The organism is Streptomyces sp. NPDC007863, from assembly GCF_040633895.1.
GTDB lineage: Bacteria > Actinomycetota > Actinomycetes > Streptomycetales > Streptomycetaceae > Streptomyces.
In genome coordinates this window covers 17164-30834 of record NZ_JBEYEI010000016.1, presented here as the reverse complement: position 1 = coordinate 30834, position 13671 = coordinate 17164, and the positions used below count along the sequence as shown (strand labels likewise).

13 protein-coding genes are annotated in these 13671 nt (G+C 72.9%); 5 read left to right on the top strand and 8 right to left on the bottom strand.

Annotated elements, in window-relative coordinates; genetic code table 11:
* Positions 1–39: 39 nt before the first annotated feature.
* The 5 genes from ABZ621_RS24285 to ABZ621_RS24265 form a co-directional block, all read right to left on the bottom strand.
* Positions 40–885 carry a sulfurtransferase gene (locus ABZ621_RS24285; protein WP_360607896.1) on the bottom strand — a complete coding sequence of 282 codons (846 nt, stop codon included), beginning with the start codon at positions 883–885 and terminating at the stop codon, positions 40–42.
* 430 nt (positions 886–1315) lie between these two features.
* The gene (locus ABZ621_RS24280) at positions 1316–2002 is read right to left on the bottom strand and encodes a DUF2993 domain-containing protein (RefSeq protein ID WP_360607894.1); all 687 of its coding nucleotides are present in this window, start codon (positions 2000–2002) and stop codon (positions 1316–1318) included.
* A 125-nt stretch (positions 2003–2127) separates the two neighbouring features.
* Complete coding sequence (locus ABZ621_RS24275; RefSeq protein ID WP_360607892.1) at positions 2128–3369, bottom strand: hypothetical protein; 1242 nt, start codon at positions 3367–3369, stop codon at positions 2128–2130.
* A gap of 10 nt (positions 3370–3379) precedes the next feature.
* The gene (locus ABZ621_RS24270; protein WP_169087723.1) at positions 3380–3634 is read right to left on the bottom strand and encodes a MoaD/ThiS family protein; all 255 of its coding nucleotides are present in this window, start codon (positions 3632–3634) and stop codon (positions 3380–3382) included.
* Positions 3635–3679: 45 nt separating this feature from the next.
* Positions 3680–4498 (bottom strand): alpha/beta fold hydrolase, encoded by an 819-nt coding sequence (locus tag ABZ621_RS24265; RefSeq protein WP_360607890.1) that lies wholly within the window; start codon positions 4496–4498, stop codon positions 3680–3682.
* 269 nt (positions 4499–4767) lie between these two features.
* On the opposite strand from ABZ621_RS24265, the gene ABZ621_RS24260 reads away from it, so the two are divergent.
* From ABZ621_RS24260 to ABZ621_RS24240, 5 genes are all read left to right on the top strand, one after another.
* Entirely contained in the window at positions 4768–5622 is an 855-nt protein-coding gene (locus ABZ621_RS24260; protein WP_360607888.1) for a response regulator transcription factor, read from the top strand.
* Positions 5623–5694: 72 nt separating this feature from the next.
* Positions 5695–6717, top strand: coding sequence for a LacI family DNA-binding transcriptional regulator (locus tag ABZ621_RS24255; protein WP_360607887.1), 1023 nt, complete (start codon positions 5695–5697; stop codon positions 6715–6717).
* A gap of 109 nt (positions 6718–6826) precedes the next feature.
* Entirely contained in the window at positions 6827–7906 is a 1080-nt protein-coding gene (locus ABZ621_RS24250) for a trypsin-like peptidase domain-containing protein (protein WP_360607885.1), read from the top strand.
* 20 nt (positions 7907–7926) lie between these two features.
* A complete protein-coding gene (locus ABZ621_RS24245) occupies positions 7927–8658 on the top strand; it encodes a response regulator transcription factor (protein ID WP_360607883.1) in 732 nt (243 codons plus the stop codon).
* The gene (locus tag ABZ621_RS24240; protein ID WP_360607881.1) at positions 8655–10088 is read left to right on the top strand and encodes a HAMP domain-containing sensor histidine kinase; all 1434 of its coding nucleotides are present in this window, start codon (positions 8655–8657) and stop codon (positions 10086–10088) included. Before ABZ621_RS24245 ends, ABZ621_RS24240 begins: the two co-directional genes overlap by 4 nt.
* Before the next feature lie 4 nt (positions 10089–10092).
* Here ABZ621_RS24240 and ABZ621_RS24235 read toward each other — a convergent pair whose 3' ends face one another.
* From ABZ621_RS24235 to ABZ621_RS24225, 3 genes are all read right to left on the bottom strand, one after another.
* Entirely contained in the window at positions 10093–10677 is a 585-nt protein-coding gene (locus ABZ621_RS24235) for a DUF664 domain-containing protein (RefSeq protein WP_360607879.1), read from the bottom strand.
* Between the two features lie 68 nt (positions 10678–10745).
* Entirely contained in the window at positions 10746–11606 is an 861-nt protein-coding gene (locus ABZ621_RS24230) for a phosphatidylinositol-specific phospholipase C (RefSeq protein WP_360607877.1), read from the bottom strand.
* A 118-nt stretch (positions 11607–11724) separates the two neighbouring features.
* A complete protein-coding gene (locus tag ABZ621_RS24225) occupies positions 11725–13533 on the bottom strand; it encodes a bifunctional metallophosphatase/5'-nucleotidase (RefSeq protein WP_360607875.1) in 1809 nt (602 codons plus the stop codon).
* Positions 13534–13671: the final 138 nt, after the last annotated feature.

The following is a 13671-nucleotide window of genomic DNA, read 5'->3' as shown; positions in this document are numbered from 1 at the left end:
TCCTGTCCTAGAGGGGAGGGAAGGTCGCGCGACCCGGTCTTACTTGTTGGCGCCGAGCTCGATCGGCACGCCGACGAGGGAGCCGTACTCGGTCCAGGAGCCGTCGTAGTTCTTGACGTTCGGGACCTCGAGGAGCTCGTGCAGGACGAACCAGGTGAGGGCGGAGCGCTCGCCGATGCGGCAGTAGGCGACGGTGTCCTTCGCCAGGTCGACCTGCTCGGCCTCGTAGAGGGCCTTCAGGTCGGCGTCGGACTTGAAGGTGCCGTCGTCGTTGGCGTTCTTCGACCACGGGATGTTGCGGGCGGACGGGACGTGGCCCGGGCGCTGCGACTGCTCCTGCGGGAGGTGGGCCGGGGCGAGCAGCTTGCCGGAGAACTCGTCGGGCGAGCGGACGTCGACCAGGTTCTGGGTGCCGATGGCGGCCACGACGTCGTCGCGGAAGGCGCGGATCGAGACGTCCTGGGCCTTGGCCTTGTACTCGGTGGCCGGGCGGGCCGGGACCTCGGAGCCGTCGACCAGGTCGCGGGAGTCGAGCTCCCACTTCTTGCGGCCGCCGTCGAGGAGCTTGACGTCCTGGTGGCCGTACAGCTTGAAGTACCAGTAGGCGTACGAGGCGAACCAGTTGTTGTTGCCGCCGTAGAGGACGACCGTGGTGTCGTTGCCGATGCCCTTGGCCGAGAGGAGCTTCTCGAAGCCCTCCTGGTCGATGAAGTCACGGCGGACCGGGTCCTGGAGGTCCTTGGTCCAGTCGATCCGGATGGCGTTGCGGATGTGGTTCTTGTCGTAGGCGGCGGTGTCCTCGTCGACCTCGACGATCGCGACGGCCGGGTTGTCGAGGTTGGCCTCGACCCAGTCGGCGTCGACCAGTACGTCGCTGCGAGCCATGTCTGTTCTCCTCCGGGGCAGTGTGCGGCGGTGTGGTGCGGGGTGGTGCTGCATGTGCGGGTACGCGTCGGGGCTGCGCCCGACGGCGTCGTGCTGCGCGGTGTGCGGCCTCGACCTCGGGGGTCGGCGGGCCGTGGGGAATACGGGCGCGGAGCGCGTCCCGCTCAGACGGAGCGACAGAGCATGGCGGCGATGCGGCACAGGTCTACTGCCCGCCGCTTCGTGAGTTCCGCCTGTCGCTTCATGCCGTCGATCGTAGGGACGGACAGGCGACCGTGTCACCGGCGTGTCGTATCGTGAGACGCGATCGTCCGAAGAATGAGACGAGGGTGGGGTTCGGGCAGGGGGCCGTGCCCCGGTTTCCGGCCGTCCGAGCCCGTGCTTCTGCGGATCGGACGGGGTCGTCTCATTATGTGAAAGAAGGGCCCGCTCAGCCCGCTATCGCGACGTCCCGGCCGTTCACCGTCACCGCGAGCCCCTCGGGGCGCGGCTCGACCTTCGCGACCCGCATGCCGGCGACGCGGCCGATCGGGCGCTCGAAGTCGGTGCGCTCGCGGACCATCTCCTCCAGGAAGGGGATGCCCCCGCCGGGCACCTCGTCGGCGCGGACCTTGAGGGTGTCGCCGTCCACCAGCGTGACCGAGGAGGTGACCGTGCGGGTCACCTTGCGGCCCAGGACCTCGACGCTGCCCGTCACCTTCACCTTGCCGGGGCCGCCGTACTCCATGGCCGTCGCCCGCTCCGAGGCCGCGACCAGGTCCGCGTACGAGATGAGCGCCGTGCCGTTCGCCTCGCCGGCCCGGTAGCCGCTCCAGTCGCCGGTGACGGTCACGTCCCGCAGGTCGAAGGTGATCTCGTCGATCCGGAGGGACTTCTCGCCCGCCTGGGTGTGGGCGCCCCGGGCTACCACCCGGACCTCGCCGAAGCGCTTGTCGGCGGCCTGGGTGAGGAAGGGGAAGCCCTTGATGTCGACCTCGACCGACTCGGTCCTGCCGCCGGCGAGCGAGGCGCGGCCCGCGACCTCCGACTCGGCCCAGGCGGCGGCGAGCCGGTCGGAGCCCACCAGGATTCCGCCCAGTACGAAGGCCGCGACCAGCAGGATCCGCAGTGCTCGCATGGCTTTCTCTTCCCCCGTCGCCAGTTCGTCAGTGTGCCGGTGATGCGTGCCGGCCCCCCGACACGAAGATCGACGTGTCGGGGGGCCGGACGGTTCCCGGGCGCCCCGGGCGGGCCGTGCGTCGGTCAGACCAGGGCGCGGCCGAGAAGGTACACGGCGGGCGCGGCGGCCGTCAGCGGCAGGGCCACCCCGGCGGTCATGTGCACGAAGCGGGACGGGTAGTCGTAGCTGGCCACCCGCAGGCCGACCAGGGCGCAGACGCCGGTGGCGAGGCCGAGGAGCGCGCCGGAGGCGCCCATGCCGTTCAGGGTGCCGGCGGCGATGCCGGCGCCCGCGCCGGCGAGGAGCGAGACGACGAGCGAGACCGGGCCGGGCAGCGGGAGCGCGCGGGCCAGGACGGTCGCGCCGACGGCGGCCGCGCCGACGGCCACCGCGTCCGGCTCGGCGCCGAGGTGTCCGGCGGCGAGGACGGTCAGCGCCGCCGAGGTGACGGTGGCCATGAGGCCGTACATCCGCTCGTCGGGTTCGGCGTGGCTGCGCAGCTGGAGGACCAGGCAGAGCAGCACCCAGACGCCGAGGGTGCCGAGGAGGGCGGGGGCCGCGTGCTCGCGGCCGGTGGCGAGCAGGGCGGCGTCGGCGACGAGTCCGCCGAGGAAGGCGAGCGCGATGCCCTGCCGGGCCGGCCACATGCCGTTGAGCCGGAACCAGCCGGCGGCGGTCAGGGCCTGGAGCGCGACCAGCGGCAGCAGGAGCCCGTAGGTGCCGAGCGCGGCGCCGCCGGCGAGGAGCAGCCCGAGGACGGCGGTCAGCACGGCGGGCCGCATGCCGGGCTCGATGATCGGCGACCGGCCCTCGGCCCGCGCGCGCTGCGCGTCGGTGATCCGGGTGTTCCCGGAGGTGGTGGGCGAGGAGTACGCGGGTCCGCCGGCGGGCGCCCCGGCCCCGTCGGCGGGCGCCGGAGCGGAGGCGGGCTCGGGCTGTGCGTACGGCTCCGGCCGCGGCTCCGGCGGGGCGTACGGCTGCTCGGGCGCGTACGCCTCGGGCTGCGCGTACGGCTGCTCGGGCTGTGCGTACGGCTGCTCGGGCTGCGGGTACTGCTCCGGCCGTACGTACGGTTCCGGCTGCGCGTACGGCTGCTCGGGCTGCGCGTACGGGGCGTACGCCTGCCCGCCGTACCCCTCCTGCGGGTGGGCGTACGGCTGCGGGGCCTGCTGCTGCGCTCCCGGGTACCCGTACGCCGCGTCCTCGGGGCGGACCGCCGGCTGGTACGTGGTGTCCCAGGTCTGGCCCTCCCAGGTCTGGGTGACCGAGGGGTCGTACGCGTTCGGGTCGTGCGGCGCGCCGCCGTACCGCTGGTCGTTGCTCATGCTGTGGGGTTCACCCTCCTGCGAACGGGGGGAGCACCTCGACCGTGCCGCCCTCGGCAAGCCGTACCGTCTCATGGCTCCGGGTGCCGACCGGGTCGCCGTCGACGAGGAACGAGCACCGCTGGAGGACCCGGACGAGCTCGCCCGGGTGGTCCGCGCGGGCGGCGTCCAGGGCCTCGGCGAGGGTCTCGGCGGTGTACGGCTCCTCGGCGACCCCTGCGGCGGCCTTGGCCGCGGCCCAGTAGCGGATGGTTCCCGCTGCCATAGCGGCGCTCCCTTCGTTCGTGTGCGCGCCGCTCCCCATGATGGGCTATCGGCGGACGAGCCAGGCGCCGAGCCGGTCGAGGAGCTCCTCGCCGGCCGCGTTCTCGGCGTGGCCCATGCCCGGCTCCAGCCACAGTTCGACGGGGGCGCCGTCGGGGGCGGCCGCGGCGAGCATCCGGGGGTGGTCGAGCGGGAAGTAGGGGTCCCGGTCGCCGTGGACGAGGAGCAGCGGGGCGGGGGCGATCAGCGGGACGGCCTCGAACGGCGGCAGCGGTTCGGGGTTCCAGGGGCGGGCGTCGACGCGGGTGCGGAGCCCGTACCGGCCGACGAGCCGGCCGACCGGGCGGGTGACCATCCAGTGGAGGCGGCGCATCGGGGCCGTGCCCCGGTAGTACCAGCGGGCGGGGGCGGAGACGGCGGCGACCGCGTCGGGTCCGGTGGGCGTGGCGCGGTCGAGGGCGGCCTGCCGGAGGACGACGGAGCCGCCCATGGAGAAGCCGACGGTCGTCACGCGCGCGTGGCCCAGCTCACGGGCCCAGCGGACGGCGGCGGCGAGGTCGAGGACCTCGCGGTCGCCGAGGGTGGAGAGGCCTCCGGAGCGGCCGTGGCCGCGGAAGGAGAAGGTGACGACGGCGGCCGCGTGCCGGCCGAGGACCTGGGCGGCGCGCCGGACGGCGGGGCGGTCGGCGGCGCCGGTGAAGCCGTGCGCGACGACGACGGCGGTGTCGGCGACACTGGCGGAGAAGGGTTCGTAAACCGCCTCGATCCGGACGCCGTCGTCCGTCGTCAGCATTGCGCGGCGAGGTCCGGAAGTGAGCGAGGAAACATCCATCATGTGAAATCGGCCCTCTGCCTCGGAACTCATGTGGGCTATTCTCCTAGGCAGGGATCCGGGCGACGTCGCCACCGGGTCCTTTTGCGTTTTCCGGCCGTTGTTACGGACGGATGAACAAAAGCTCTCAGGGCGCGGGAGCGACAGGTGAGACCGCAGTAACGGCAGTACGGCAGTACCGCAGAAACAGAGCAGTACCGCAGATGTCCTCGCAGGGACCGAGGAGGAACCGACGTCATGGACGAGCGTACGAAGCACGACCGACCGACGAGCCGGCCGACCCTGGCAGGGGGAGAGGCCCGATGAGTTCTCTGCTGCTCCTCACGAACGCCCTCCAGCCGTCGACCGAGGTGCTGCCCGCCCTCGGCCTGCTGCTGCACAACGTGCGGGTGGCCCCCGCCGAGGGCCCGGCCCTGGTGGACACCCCCGGCGCCGACGTGATCCTCGTCGACGGGCGGCGCGATCTGCCGCAGGTCCGTTCGCTCTGCCAGCTGCTGCGCTCCACCGGCCCCGGCTGTCCGCTGGTCCTGGTGGTCACGGAGGGCGGTCTGGCGGCGGTCACGGCCGACTGGGGCATCGACGACGTGCTGCTCGACACGGCGGGACCGGCCGAGGTCGAGGCGCGGCTGCGGCTCGCGCTCGGCCGCCAGCAGATCGTCGCGGACGACTCCCCGATGGAGATCCGCAACGGCGACCTGTCGGTGGACGAGGCCACGTACAGCGCGAAGCTGAAGGGCCGGGTCCTGGACCTCACCTTCAAGGAGTTCGAGCTGCTGAAGTACCTGGCGCAGCACCCGGGCCGGGTGTTCACGCGGGCGCAGCTGCTGCAGGAGGTGTGGGGGTACGACTACTTCGGCGGCACCCGCACGGTCGACGTCCACGTGCGGCGGCTGCGCGCGAAGCTGGGCCCGGAGCACGAGTCGCTGATCGGCACCGTCCGCAATGTGGGATACCGCTTCGTGACGCCGGAGAAGGTGGAGCGGGCCGCCGAGGAGGCGCGCGCCAAGGAGGCGAAGGGGGCGGCGGGCCGGGAGTCCGACGGGACGAAGCGGACGGAAGCGGGGCAGGACACCCGGGAAGAGGCCCGTACCGGGGGCCGTGCGGAGGCCCGTACGGGTGCCGCAGTCAAGGGCGCCACGGTCGACACCACTCGTTAGAGGGGCAGTAACGTGGCGTATGCCACAACGCGACCTGCCGGTAGGTAGGTCACCCCGCGTAGACTTCCGCGCGTGGCCAAGGTGACGCGGGATGACGTAGCGCGACTGGCGGGTACTTCGACCGCGGTCGTGAGTTACGTCATCAACAACGGACCCCGGCCGGTCGCCCCGGCCACGCGCGAGCGTGTCCTCGCCGCCATCAAGGAGCTGGGCTACCGGCCCGACCGGGTGGCCCAGGCGATGGCGTCGCGCCGCACCGACCTCATAGGCATGATCGTCCCGGACGCGCGCCAGCCCTTCTTCGCGGAGATGGCGCACGCGGTCGAGCAGGCCGCCGCCGAGCGCGGAAAGATGGTCCTGGTCGGCAACTCCGACTACCGCACCGAGCGCGAGATCCACTACCTGCGGGCCTTCCTCGGCATGCGGGTCTCCGGGCTGATCCTCGTCAGCCAGGGCATGAGCGAGCAGGCCGCGAGCGAGATCGAGGCCTGGGACGCGCGCGTGGTGCTGCTGCACGAGCGGCCCGAGGCGATCGACGACGTCGCCGTCGTGACCGACGACATCGGCGGCGCGCAGCTCGCCACCCGGCACCTCCTGGAGCACGGCCACCCGTACGTGGCGTGCCTCGGCGGCGTCCCCAACACCCCGGCCGTCGGCGACCCGGTCGCCGACCACGTCGAGGGCTGGCGGCGCGCCATGCAGGAGGCCGGCCGCACCACCGAGGGCCGGCTCTTCGAGGCCCCGTACAACCGCTACGACGCCTACCAGGTGGCCCTGAAGCTCCTGGCGGGACCGGACCGCCCCCCGGCCATCTTCTGCTCCACCGACGACCAGGCGTTCGGCGTGCTGCGCGCCGCCCGCGAGCTGCGCATCGACGTGCCGACCGAGCTGGCGGTGGCGGGCTTCGACGACGTGAAGGAGGCGGCGCTCACCGACCCGCCGCTGACCACCGTCTTCTCCGACCGCCCGGCCATGGCCCGCGCCGCGGTCGACCTGGTCCTCGACGACTCCGTCCGCGTCAACGGCTCGCGCCGCGAACGCGTCAAGCAGTTCCCCTCGGCCCTGGTGGTCCGCCGCTCCTGCGGCTGCCACTGACCCCGTCCGGACCGGCGGCCACCTTCTTTATTTCGGGCATACAGGGTTCTGTCGGGCTTCTCAGCCGGTCCTCAGACGCTTCTCATCTCGCGGGCCGAGAGTCGGTGCCATGACGGACCACACGCAGCCCCAGCAGCCGTACTACCCGCCGCGCCCGCCGTACGAGCCGACGCAGCCGATCACCACCGAGCCGGGCACCACCGTGTGGCCGTCCGGGTCCGGCGGCTTCACGCCTCCCCCGGCCGAGCCGGCGTACGCGACGGCCGGCCCGGTACCCGCCGCCGGCCCGGTCTCCCGGCGGCGCGCCAGGCGCGGCGTCGGCCTGATGGCGGCCGTGGCCATCGCGGCGGCGGCGATCGGCGGCGGCACCGCGACCCTGGTGCAGCAGCTCACCGCGCGGGACGCGCCCGTCACCGCCTCCTCCGTGGTCAGCGGCACCAACGTCTCCGCGAGCAGCTCCGGCACGGTCGCCGGGGTCGCCGAGGCCGTCTCCCCCTCCATCGTGGAGATCTCCGCGAGCTCCGCCTCCGGCAAGTCGACCGGCTCCGGCGTGATCATCACCGCCGACGGCGAGATCGTCACCAACAACCACGTGATCTCCGGCGCCTCCGAGATCACCGTGCGGACCAGCGACGGCAAGACGTACGCGGCCGAGGTCGTCGGCAAGGACCCCGACAAGGACCTCGCGCTCATCAAGCTCCGCGACGCCTCCGGCCTGAAGGCCGCCACCCTCGGCGACTCCTCCCGGGTGAAGGTCGGCGACGAGGTCGTCGCCATCGGCTCCCCCGAGGGCCTCACCGGCACCGTCACCAGCGGCATCGTCTCCGCCCTCGACCGCGACGTCACGGTCGCCAAGGACTCCGAGGGCTCCGGCGGCCAGGACGGACAGCAGCAGTGGGACCCGCGGCAGGGCTGGCCGTTCGAGTTCGGCGGACAGCAGTTCAACGGCGACACCGGCTCCTCGAAGACCACCTACAAGGCGATCCAGACCGACGCCTCCCTCAACCCCGGGAATTCCGGCGGCGCGCTGATCAATATGAACGGCGAGATCATCGGGATCAATTCGGCCATGTATTCGCCCAGTTCTTCGAGCGGTTCGACCGCCGGCAGCGTCGGCCTCGGATTCGCCATCCCGGTGAACACCCTCAAGGCCGACCTGGACGCCCTCCGCTCCGGCGGCCAGAGCTGAGCACATGGCACGCTGACACCATGACCGGGCAGCCGAACGACACCGAACGCATCCTCATCGTCGACGACGAACCCGCCGTGCGGGAGGCCCTGCGCCGCTCCCTCGCCTTCGAGGGGTACGCGACGCGCGAGGCCGTCGACGGGGTCGACGCGCTCGCCGCCATGGAGTCGTACGCCCCCGACCTCGTCGTCCTCGACGTGCAGATGCCCCGCATGGACGGGCTGACGGCGGCCCGCCGGATCCGGGCCGCCGGCTCGACCGTGCCGATCCTCATGCTGACCGCCCGCGACACCGTCGGCGACCGCGTCACCGGCCTCGACGCCGGCGCCGACGACTACCTCGTGAAGCCCTTCGAGCTCGACGAGCTCTTCGCCCGCATCCGCGCCCTGCTGCGCCGCAGCGCGTACGCCGCCCCGGCCGCGCCCGCCGGCGAGCCGGAGGACGTGCTGTCCTTCGAGGACCTGCGGATGGACCTGGCGACCCGCGAGGTCACCCGCGCCGGCCGGCCCGTCGAACTGACCCGCACCGAGTACACCCTCCTGGAGATGTTCCTGGCCCACCCCCGCCAGGTCCTCACCCGCGAGCAGATCCTCAAGGCCGTCTGGGGCTTCGACTTCGAACCCAGCTCCAACTCCCTGGACGTGTACGTGATGTACCTGCGGCGCAAGACGGAGGCGGGCGGCGAACCCCGCCTCGTCCACACCGTGCGCGGCGTCGGCTACGCGCTCCGCGGCGGAGGCGGCACCGAGTGACCCCTCCTCCCGGCCCCGGTCCCCGGCGACGGCCCCGCACCCCCCTGGCGTGGTTCCGGTCCCGGCCGCTGCGCTCGCGCCTCGCGCTGCTCACCGCCTTCGCCGTGGCCGTCGCCGTCGCCGCCGTCTCCGCGGCCTGCTGGTTCGTGACGCGCGCGCAGCTGGAGGGCGAGATGGACTCCGCGCTGCGCAACACCCGGCTGGACCCGGCCGCCGTGCGCAGCCTCCTCACCCTCTGCCGGCAGGGCGAGACCCCGCCGCCCGCGGCCGGCTCGTACACCGTGCAGATCATCGACTCGGCCGGCGGCGTCTGCACCTCCGGCAAGGCGGCGCTCCCGGCCGGCGAGGGCGACCTGGCGGTGGCCCGGGGCACGCTCGCGTACGTCCTGCACACGGTGAAGGACGCCGACGGGCGCGAGATGCGCGTCTACACCTACCCGCAGCCGGGCCCGCCCGGCCTCGCCGTCTCCGTCGCCCGTCCGCTCGCCGAGATCGACAACTCGCTCTCCACGCTCGGCTGGGTGCTGCTCCTGGTCTCCGGCATCGGCGTGATCGGCGCGGGCGCCGCCGGACTGTGGGTGGCGAGGACCGGCCTGGAGCCGGTGCACCGGCTGACCGGGGCGGTGGAGCACGTGGCGGCGACGGAGGACCTGACGGTACGGATCCCGGCCGACGGCGAGGACGAGATCGCCCGCCTGTCGCGCGCCTTCAACCAGATGACGGCGGCGCTGGCGAGCTCACGGGACCGCCAGGCGCGGCTGATCGCGGACGCGGGGCACGAGCTGCGCACCCCCCTCACCTCCCTGCGCACCAACATCGAGCTGCTCGCCCGCAGCGAGGAGACCGGCCGCGCGATCCCGCCGGAGGACCGCCGGGCGCTCATGGCCTCGGTGAAGGCGCAGATGACGGAACTGGCCGCGCTCATCGGCGACCTCCAGGAGCTGGCCCGCCCGGACGCGGTCCGTCCCGGCCCCCTGGAGGTGGTCCCCCTCCACACCGTGCTGCGCTCGGCGCTGGACCGCGCCCGTCTGCGCGGCCCGGAGCTGACCTTCGCGACGGACCTGGCGCCCTGGTACGTACGCGCCGAACCGGCCGCCCTGGAACGGGCCCTGGTCAACGTCCTCGACAACGCGGTGAAGTTCTCGCCGCCGCGCGGCACGATCGAGGTGACCCTGATGCGCGGCGAACTGACGGTCCGCGACCACGGCCCGGGCATCGCCGCCGACGAGCTCCCGCACGTCTTCGACCGCTTCTGGCGCTCCCCGTCGGCCCGCAGCCTCCCCGGCTCGGGCCTGGGCCTCTCGATCGTCGCCCGCACGGTGAAGCGGACGGGCGGCTCGGTGACCCTGTCCCCGGCGGAGGGCGGCGGCACGGTGGCGACCCTCCGCCTGCCGGGCGCGCCGACGCCCCCGCCGGAGGTCACCGCCTGACCGGCTACTGGCCGACGCGCCCGTCGACGCGCTCGCGCAGCAGGTCGGCGTGGCCGCAGTGGCGGGCGTACTCGGTGATCTGCATGGTGAGGAGTTCGCGGAGCTGGCCGCCGTCGGGGAGCCGCGCGCCGAGGTCCGGCGCGGCGGCGAGGTACGCGTCGGTGGCCGCCGCCTCCTCCTTCCAGCGGAGCCACGCCTCGGCGACGACGGCCGGGTCGGCGACCGCGCCGGTCCAGTCGGCCTCGCGGTCGTCCGGGGTGCGGTAGATCCGGGGCGACTCCTCGCCGGCGAGGCGGCGGAAGTGGCGCTCGTCCTCGGCCATGTGCCGGATGAGGCCGAGGAGGGACATGGTGGAGGGCGGCACGGAGCGGAGGGCGAGCTGCTCGGCGTCCAGGCCCTCGCACTTCAGCTCCAGGGTGAGCCGGAAGTGGCGCAGCGCGTCGAGGAGCGCCCCGCGCTCGTCGCTCACGGCCGCGCCGCCGCCCTCACGCGGGTCCTCGCCGGGGTCGGCCCACATGTCGGTGTGGACGGTGGAGGCGGTCCACCGCCGTACGTCCGTGCCGCTGTTCTCCGTGCCGCTGTTCTCCATGCGGGCATGGTCGTACGGCTCCGGCCCCGGGCGCCAGCCAATTGGCCCGGGGCTCTGCTGCCCCGGGGTCAGTTGTGCCGCAGCAGCGCCTCCACCAGCCCGGCGCGGGTCGCGGGGAAGTCGAGGGGCACGATGCCGAGCCCGGTGCGCCCGGCGAGTTCGGCGCTGTCGAGGAAGCCGTGGACCCAGGGGTTGAGCCGGTCGGAGTTCCAGCGGGGCGGCAGGTAGGCGGAGGTGCTGACGAAGTTCACGTACAGCGGGCCGGGCCGGTCGACGGCGGCGCGGAAGTGGGCCTGGATCTTCGGGTACTTGGCGTCGGGCAGCGCGTTCCAGTCGTCCTGGACGGCGAAGTACCGGGAGTCGGCCCAGCGCAGTCCGGGCAGTCCGCCGTTGTCGGCGAGCAGGACGACCCGGCCGCGGGCCTCGCCGAGGAGCGGGAGGGTGTCCCCGATCCGGAGGAGGGAGCGCCAGCCGCGCCGGTCGAGGTAGTCGTCGAAGACGGCGCGGAAGGTGGCGTCGGACTCCTCGGAGTACTCCTGCTTGACCCGCATGAGGACGGTCTCGGAGGGGTGCGCGGCGAGGAAGTCGCGGCAGGCGACGAGGACGTCGCCGAACATCATGTTCTGGTACGAGGCCCCGTGGTGGATGGCGAAGGACCCGCCGGTGACGCGGCAGCGCACGTCGAGGAAGCGCACGCCGCTGTCGAGCTGCTGGGCGATGGTGGTGTTCTGGCACTCGCTCCAGGGGCCGCCGAACCGGGCACCGGAGTCGTGGGTCCCGGGGATCGTCAGCCGCGCGAGCGCGGTGCCGTCCCCGTGGGCGGCCATCCACGCACGCGTGTCCACGGCCGCGGCCCGCGCCGCGGGCGCCCCGGCGAGCAGTACGGCTCCGGCCCCGAGGGCCCCGGCGAGAAAGCGTCGTCGCTCCATGACACGCGATGATGACAGGTCCGCGTCAAGATGCGCCAGGGTGCCGCCGGGCGCGGAAGAGGGGGCCGTCCCTCCGCCGGCCAGGCGGAGGGACGGCCCCCTCAGGGAGCCACGGGTCCTACTTGACGACCGTGATCCGGCCCGTCGCCGGGGCCTTGAGCGGCTGGGCGGCCGAGGAGTTGGCCGTCAGGTAGGCGATGAAGACGTCCAGGTCCGACGCGCCGACCAGCTTGTTCGTGCCGGTGGCCAGGACCGGGAAGCCGTCGCCGCCGCCCGTGAGGAACTCGTTCATCGCGACCCGGTAGCTCTTCGACGGGTCGATCGGCTCACCGTTCAGGCGCACCGAGTCGACGACGATCCGGTCGGCGCCCGCCTTCGTCATGTCCAGGGTGTAGCTGACGTTCTTCGACACCTGGAGGATCTTCGGGGCCGCCAGGTTGGCACCACTGACCTGCTGCTGGAGCGCCGTGACGAGCTGGGCGCCGGTCAGGTCGACCACCGTCATCATGTTGGTGAACGGCTGGACGGTGTACGCGTCGCGGTAGGTCACCACGCCGTCGTCCCGCTTGGTCAGCGGCGCGCGGACGCCGCCCGGGTTCATCAGCGCGAGCTGGGCGCCGCCCTTGTCGGCCGGGGCCATGCCCGCCAGCTGCGCGTCGGCGATCAGGTTGCCCAGCGGCTTCTCGTACACGCCCGGGTCGATGGGGTTCTCGATGTTCTCGCCGATGTGGCCGACGGGACGGTTCGCGATCGGCGCGGCAAGAACGTTCCAGCGCTTGATCAGGTCGTGGATCCTCCCGTGCGCCTCGCCCCGGGTGACGACGTGGTTGGCCGAGGCGACGGCGGTGCGGACGATGTCCTTCGTGCGCCGGTCGTAGGTGAGCGTCGTGTCGGTGTACAGCCGGCCGAAGGAGGCCGCCGACGTCACCGTGCGCGGCTTGCCCGACGGGTCCGGGATGGTGCACGCGTACGCCTGGTGGGTGTGGCCGGTGACCAGGGCGTCGACCTGCGGGGTGACGTTCTTGGCGATGTCGACGATCGGGCCGGAGATGCCGGCGCCGGCGCCCGGGGTGTCGCAGTCGTAGTTGTACGCGCCCGAGGCGGGCATGCCGCCCTCGTGGAGCAGGGCGACGATCGACTTCACGCCCTTGCGCTCCAGCACCTTGGCGTACTTGTTGATCGTCTCGACCTCGTCGCCGAACTTCAGGCCCTTGATGCCCTCGGCGGAGACGATGTTCGCCGTGCCTTCGAGCGTGACGCCGATGAAGCCGATCCGGACGCCGTCCTTCTCCCAGATGAAGTACGGGTCGAGCAGCGGCTTGCCGTTCTTCTCGTCCGTCACGTTGGCCGCGAGGTAGGGGAAGTTCGCCCCCTCGAAGGTCTTGCCCTCCTCGAAACAGCCCTCGACCGGGTGGCAGCCGCCGTTCTGTATGCGGCTCAGCTCGCGCGCGCCCTCGTCGAACTCGTGGTTGCCCACCGAGCTCACGTCGAGCTTCATCTCGTTGAGCGCCTCGATGGTCGGCTCGTCGTGGAAGAGCCCGGAGAGCAGCGGCGAGGCGCCGATCATGTCGCCGGCGGCGGCCGTGATGGAGTACCGGTGACCCGCGCGGGCCTGCTCCAGGTGCGTGGCCAGGTACTCGGCACCGCCGATGTTGTTGATCGTCTCGGTCGTGCCGTCCTCCTTGACCCGCGTCAGCCGGGCCGACGAACCGGTCGGCGGCTCCAGGTTTCCGTGCAGGTCGTTGAAGGACAGCAGCTGGACGTCGACCATCCGGCCCCAGCCCTTGCCGTTCGTCCCGCCCGCGCCCTCGGCGTCGGACGAGGCGCCCGCCGGCATCGCGGCGACGAGCGCGCCGACCGTCGCCAGCCCCGCGCCGGCGGCCAGAATCCGCCGCCCGGCCTTGCTCTTCCTGCGGTTCACTGCCATCTCTCCTGAGGTCCCCTTTGCCCCGTGCCCCGATTCGCGGCTTTGATCGTCCGCCGCGTGTGCGCTCGCAGCCTAGAGTCAACGCGCGTAGCGCAACAGGGGGGCAGGGGCGATCGATTCCCTTTCGCGACCTCCCGC

What these genes read in the sequence shown, in the direction of transcription:
- ABZ621_RS24285 (WP_360607896.1), bottom strand. Translation starts at nt 885, where the DNA reads ATGGCTCGCAGCGACGTACTGGTCGACGCCGACTGGGTCGAGGCCAAC.
- ABZ621_RS24225 (WP_360607875.1), bottom strand. Translation starts at nt 13,533, where the DNA reads ATGGCAGTGAACCGCAGGAAGAGCAAGGCCGGGCGGCGGATTCTGGCC.
- ABZ621_RS24265 (WP_360607890.1), bottom strand. Translation starts at nt 4,498, where the DNA reads ATGAGTTCCGAGGCAGAGGGCCGATTTCACATGATGGATGTTTCCTCG.
- ABZ621_RS24280 (WP_360607894.1), bottom strand. Translation starts at nt 2,002, where the DNA reads ATGCGAGCACTGCGGATCCTGCTGGTCGCGGCCTTCGTACTGGGCGGA.
- ABZ621_RS24235 (WP_360607879.1), bottom strand. Translation starts at nt 10,677, where the DNA reads ATGGAGAACAGCGGCACGGAGAACAGCGGCACGGACGTACGGCGGTGG.
- ABZ621_RS24245 (WP_360607883.1), top strand. Translation starts at nt 7,927, where the DNA reads ATGACCGGGCAGCCGAACGACACCGAACGCATCCTCATCGTCGACGAC.
- ABZ621_RS24275 (WP_360607892.1), bottom strand. Translation starts at nt 3,369, where the DNA reads ATGAGCAACGACCAGCGGTACGGCGGCGCGCCGCACGACCCGAACGCG.
- ABZ621_RS24250 (WP_360607885.1), top strand. Translation starts at nt 6,827, where the DNA reads ATGACGGACCACACGCAGCCCCAGCAGCCGTACTACCCGCCGCGCCCG.
- ABZ621_RS24230 (WP_360607877.1), bottom strand. Translation starts at nt 11,606, where the DNA reads ATGGAGCGACGACGCTTTCTCGCCGGGGCCCTCGGGGCCGGAGCCGTA.
- ABZ621_RS24270 (WP_169087723.1), bottom strand. Translation starts at nt 3,634, where the DNA reads ATGGCAGCGGGAACCATCCGCTACTGGGCCGCGGCCAAGGCCGCCGCA.
- ABZ621_RS24260 (WP_360607888.1), top strand. Translation starts at nt 4,768, where the DNA reads ATGAGTTCTCTGCTGCTCCTCACGAACGCCCTCCAGCCGTCGACCGAG.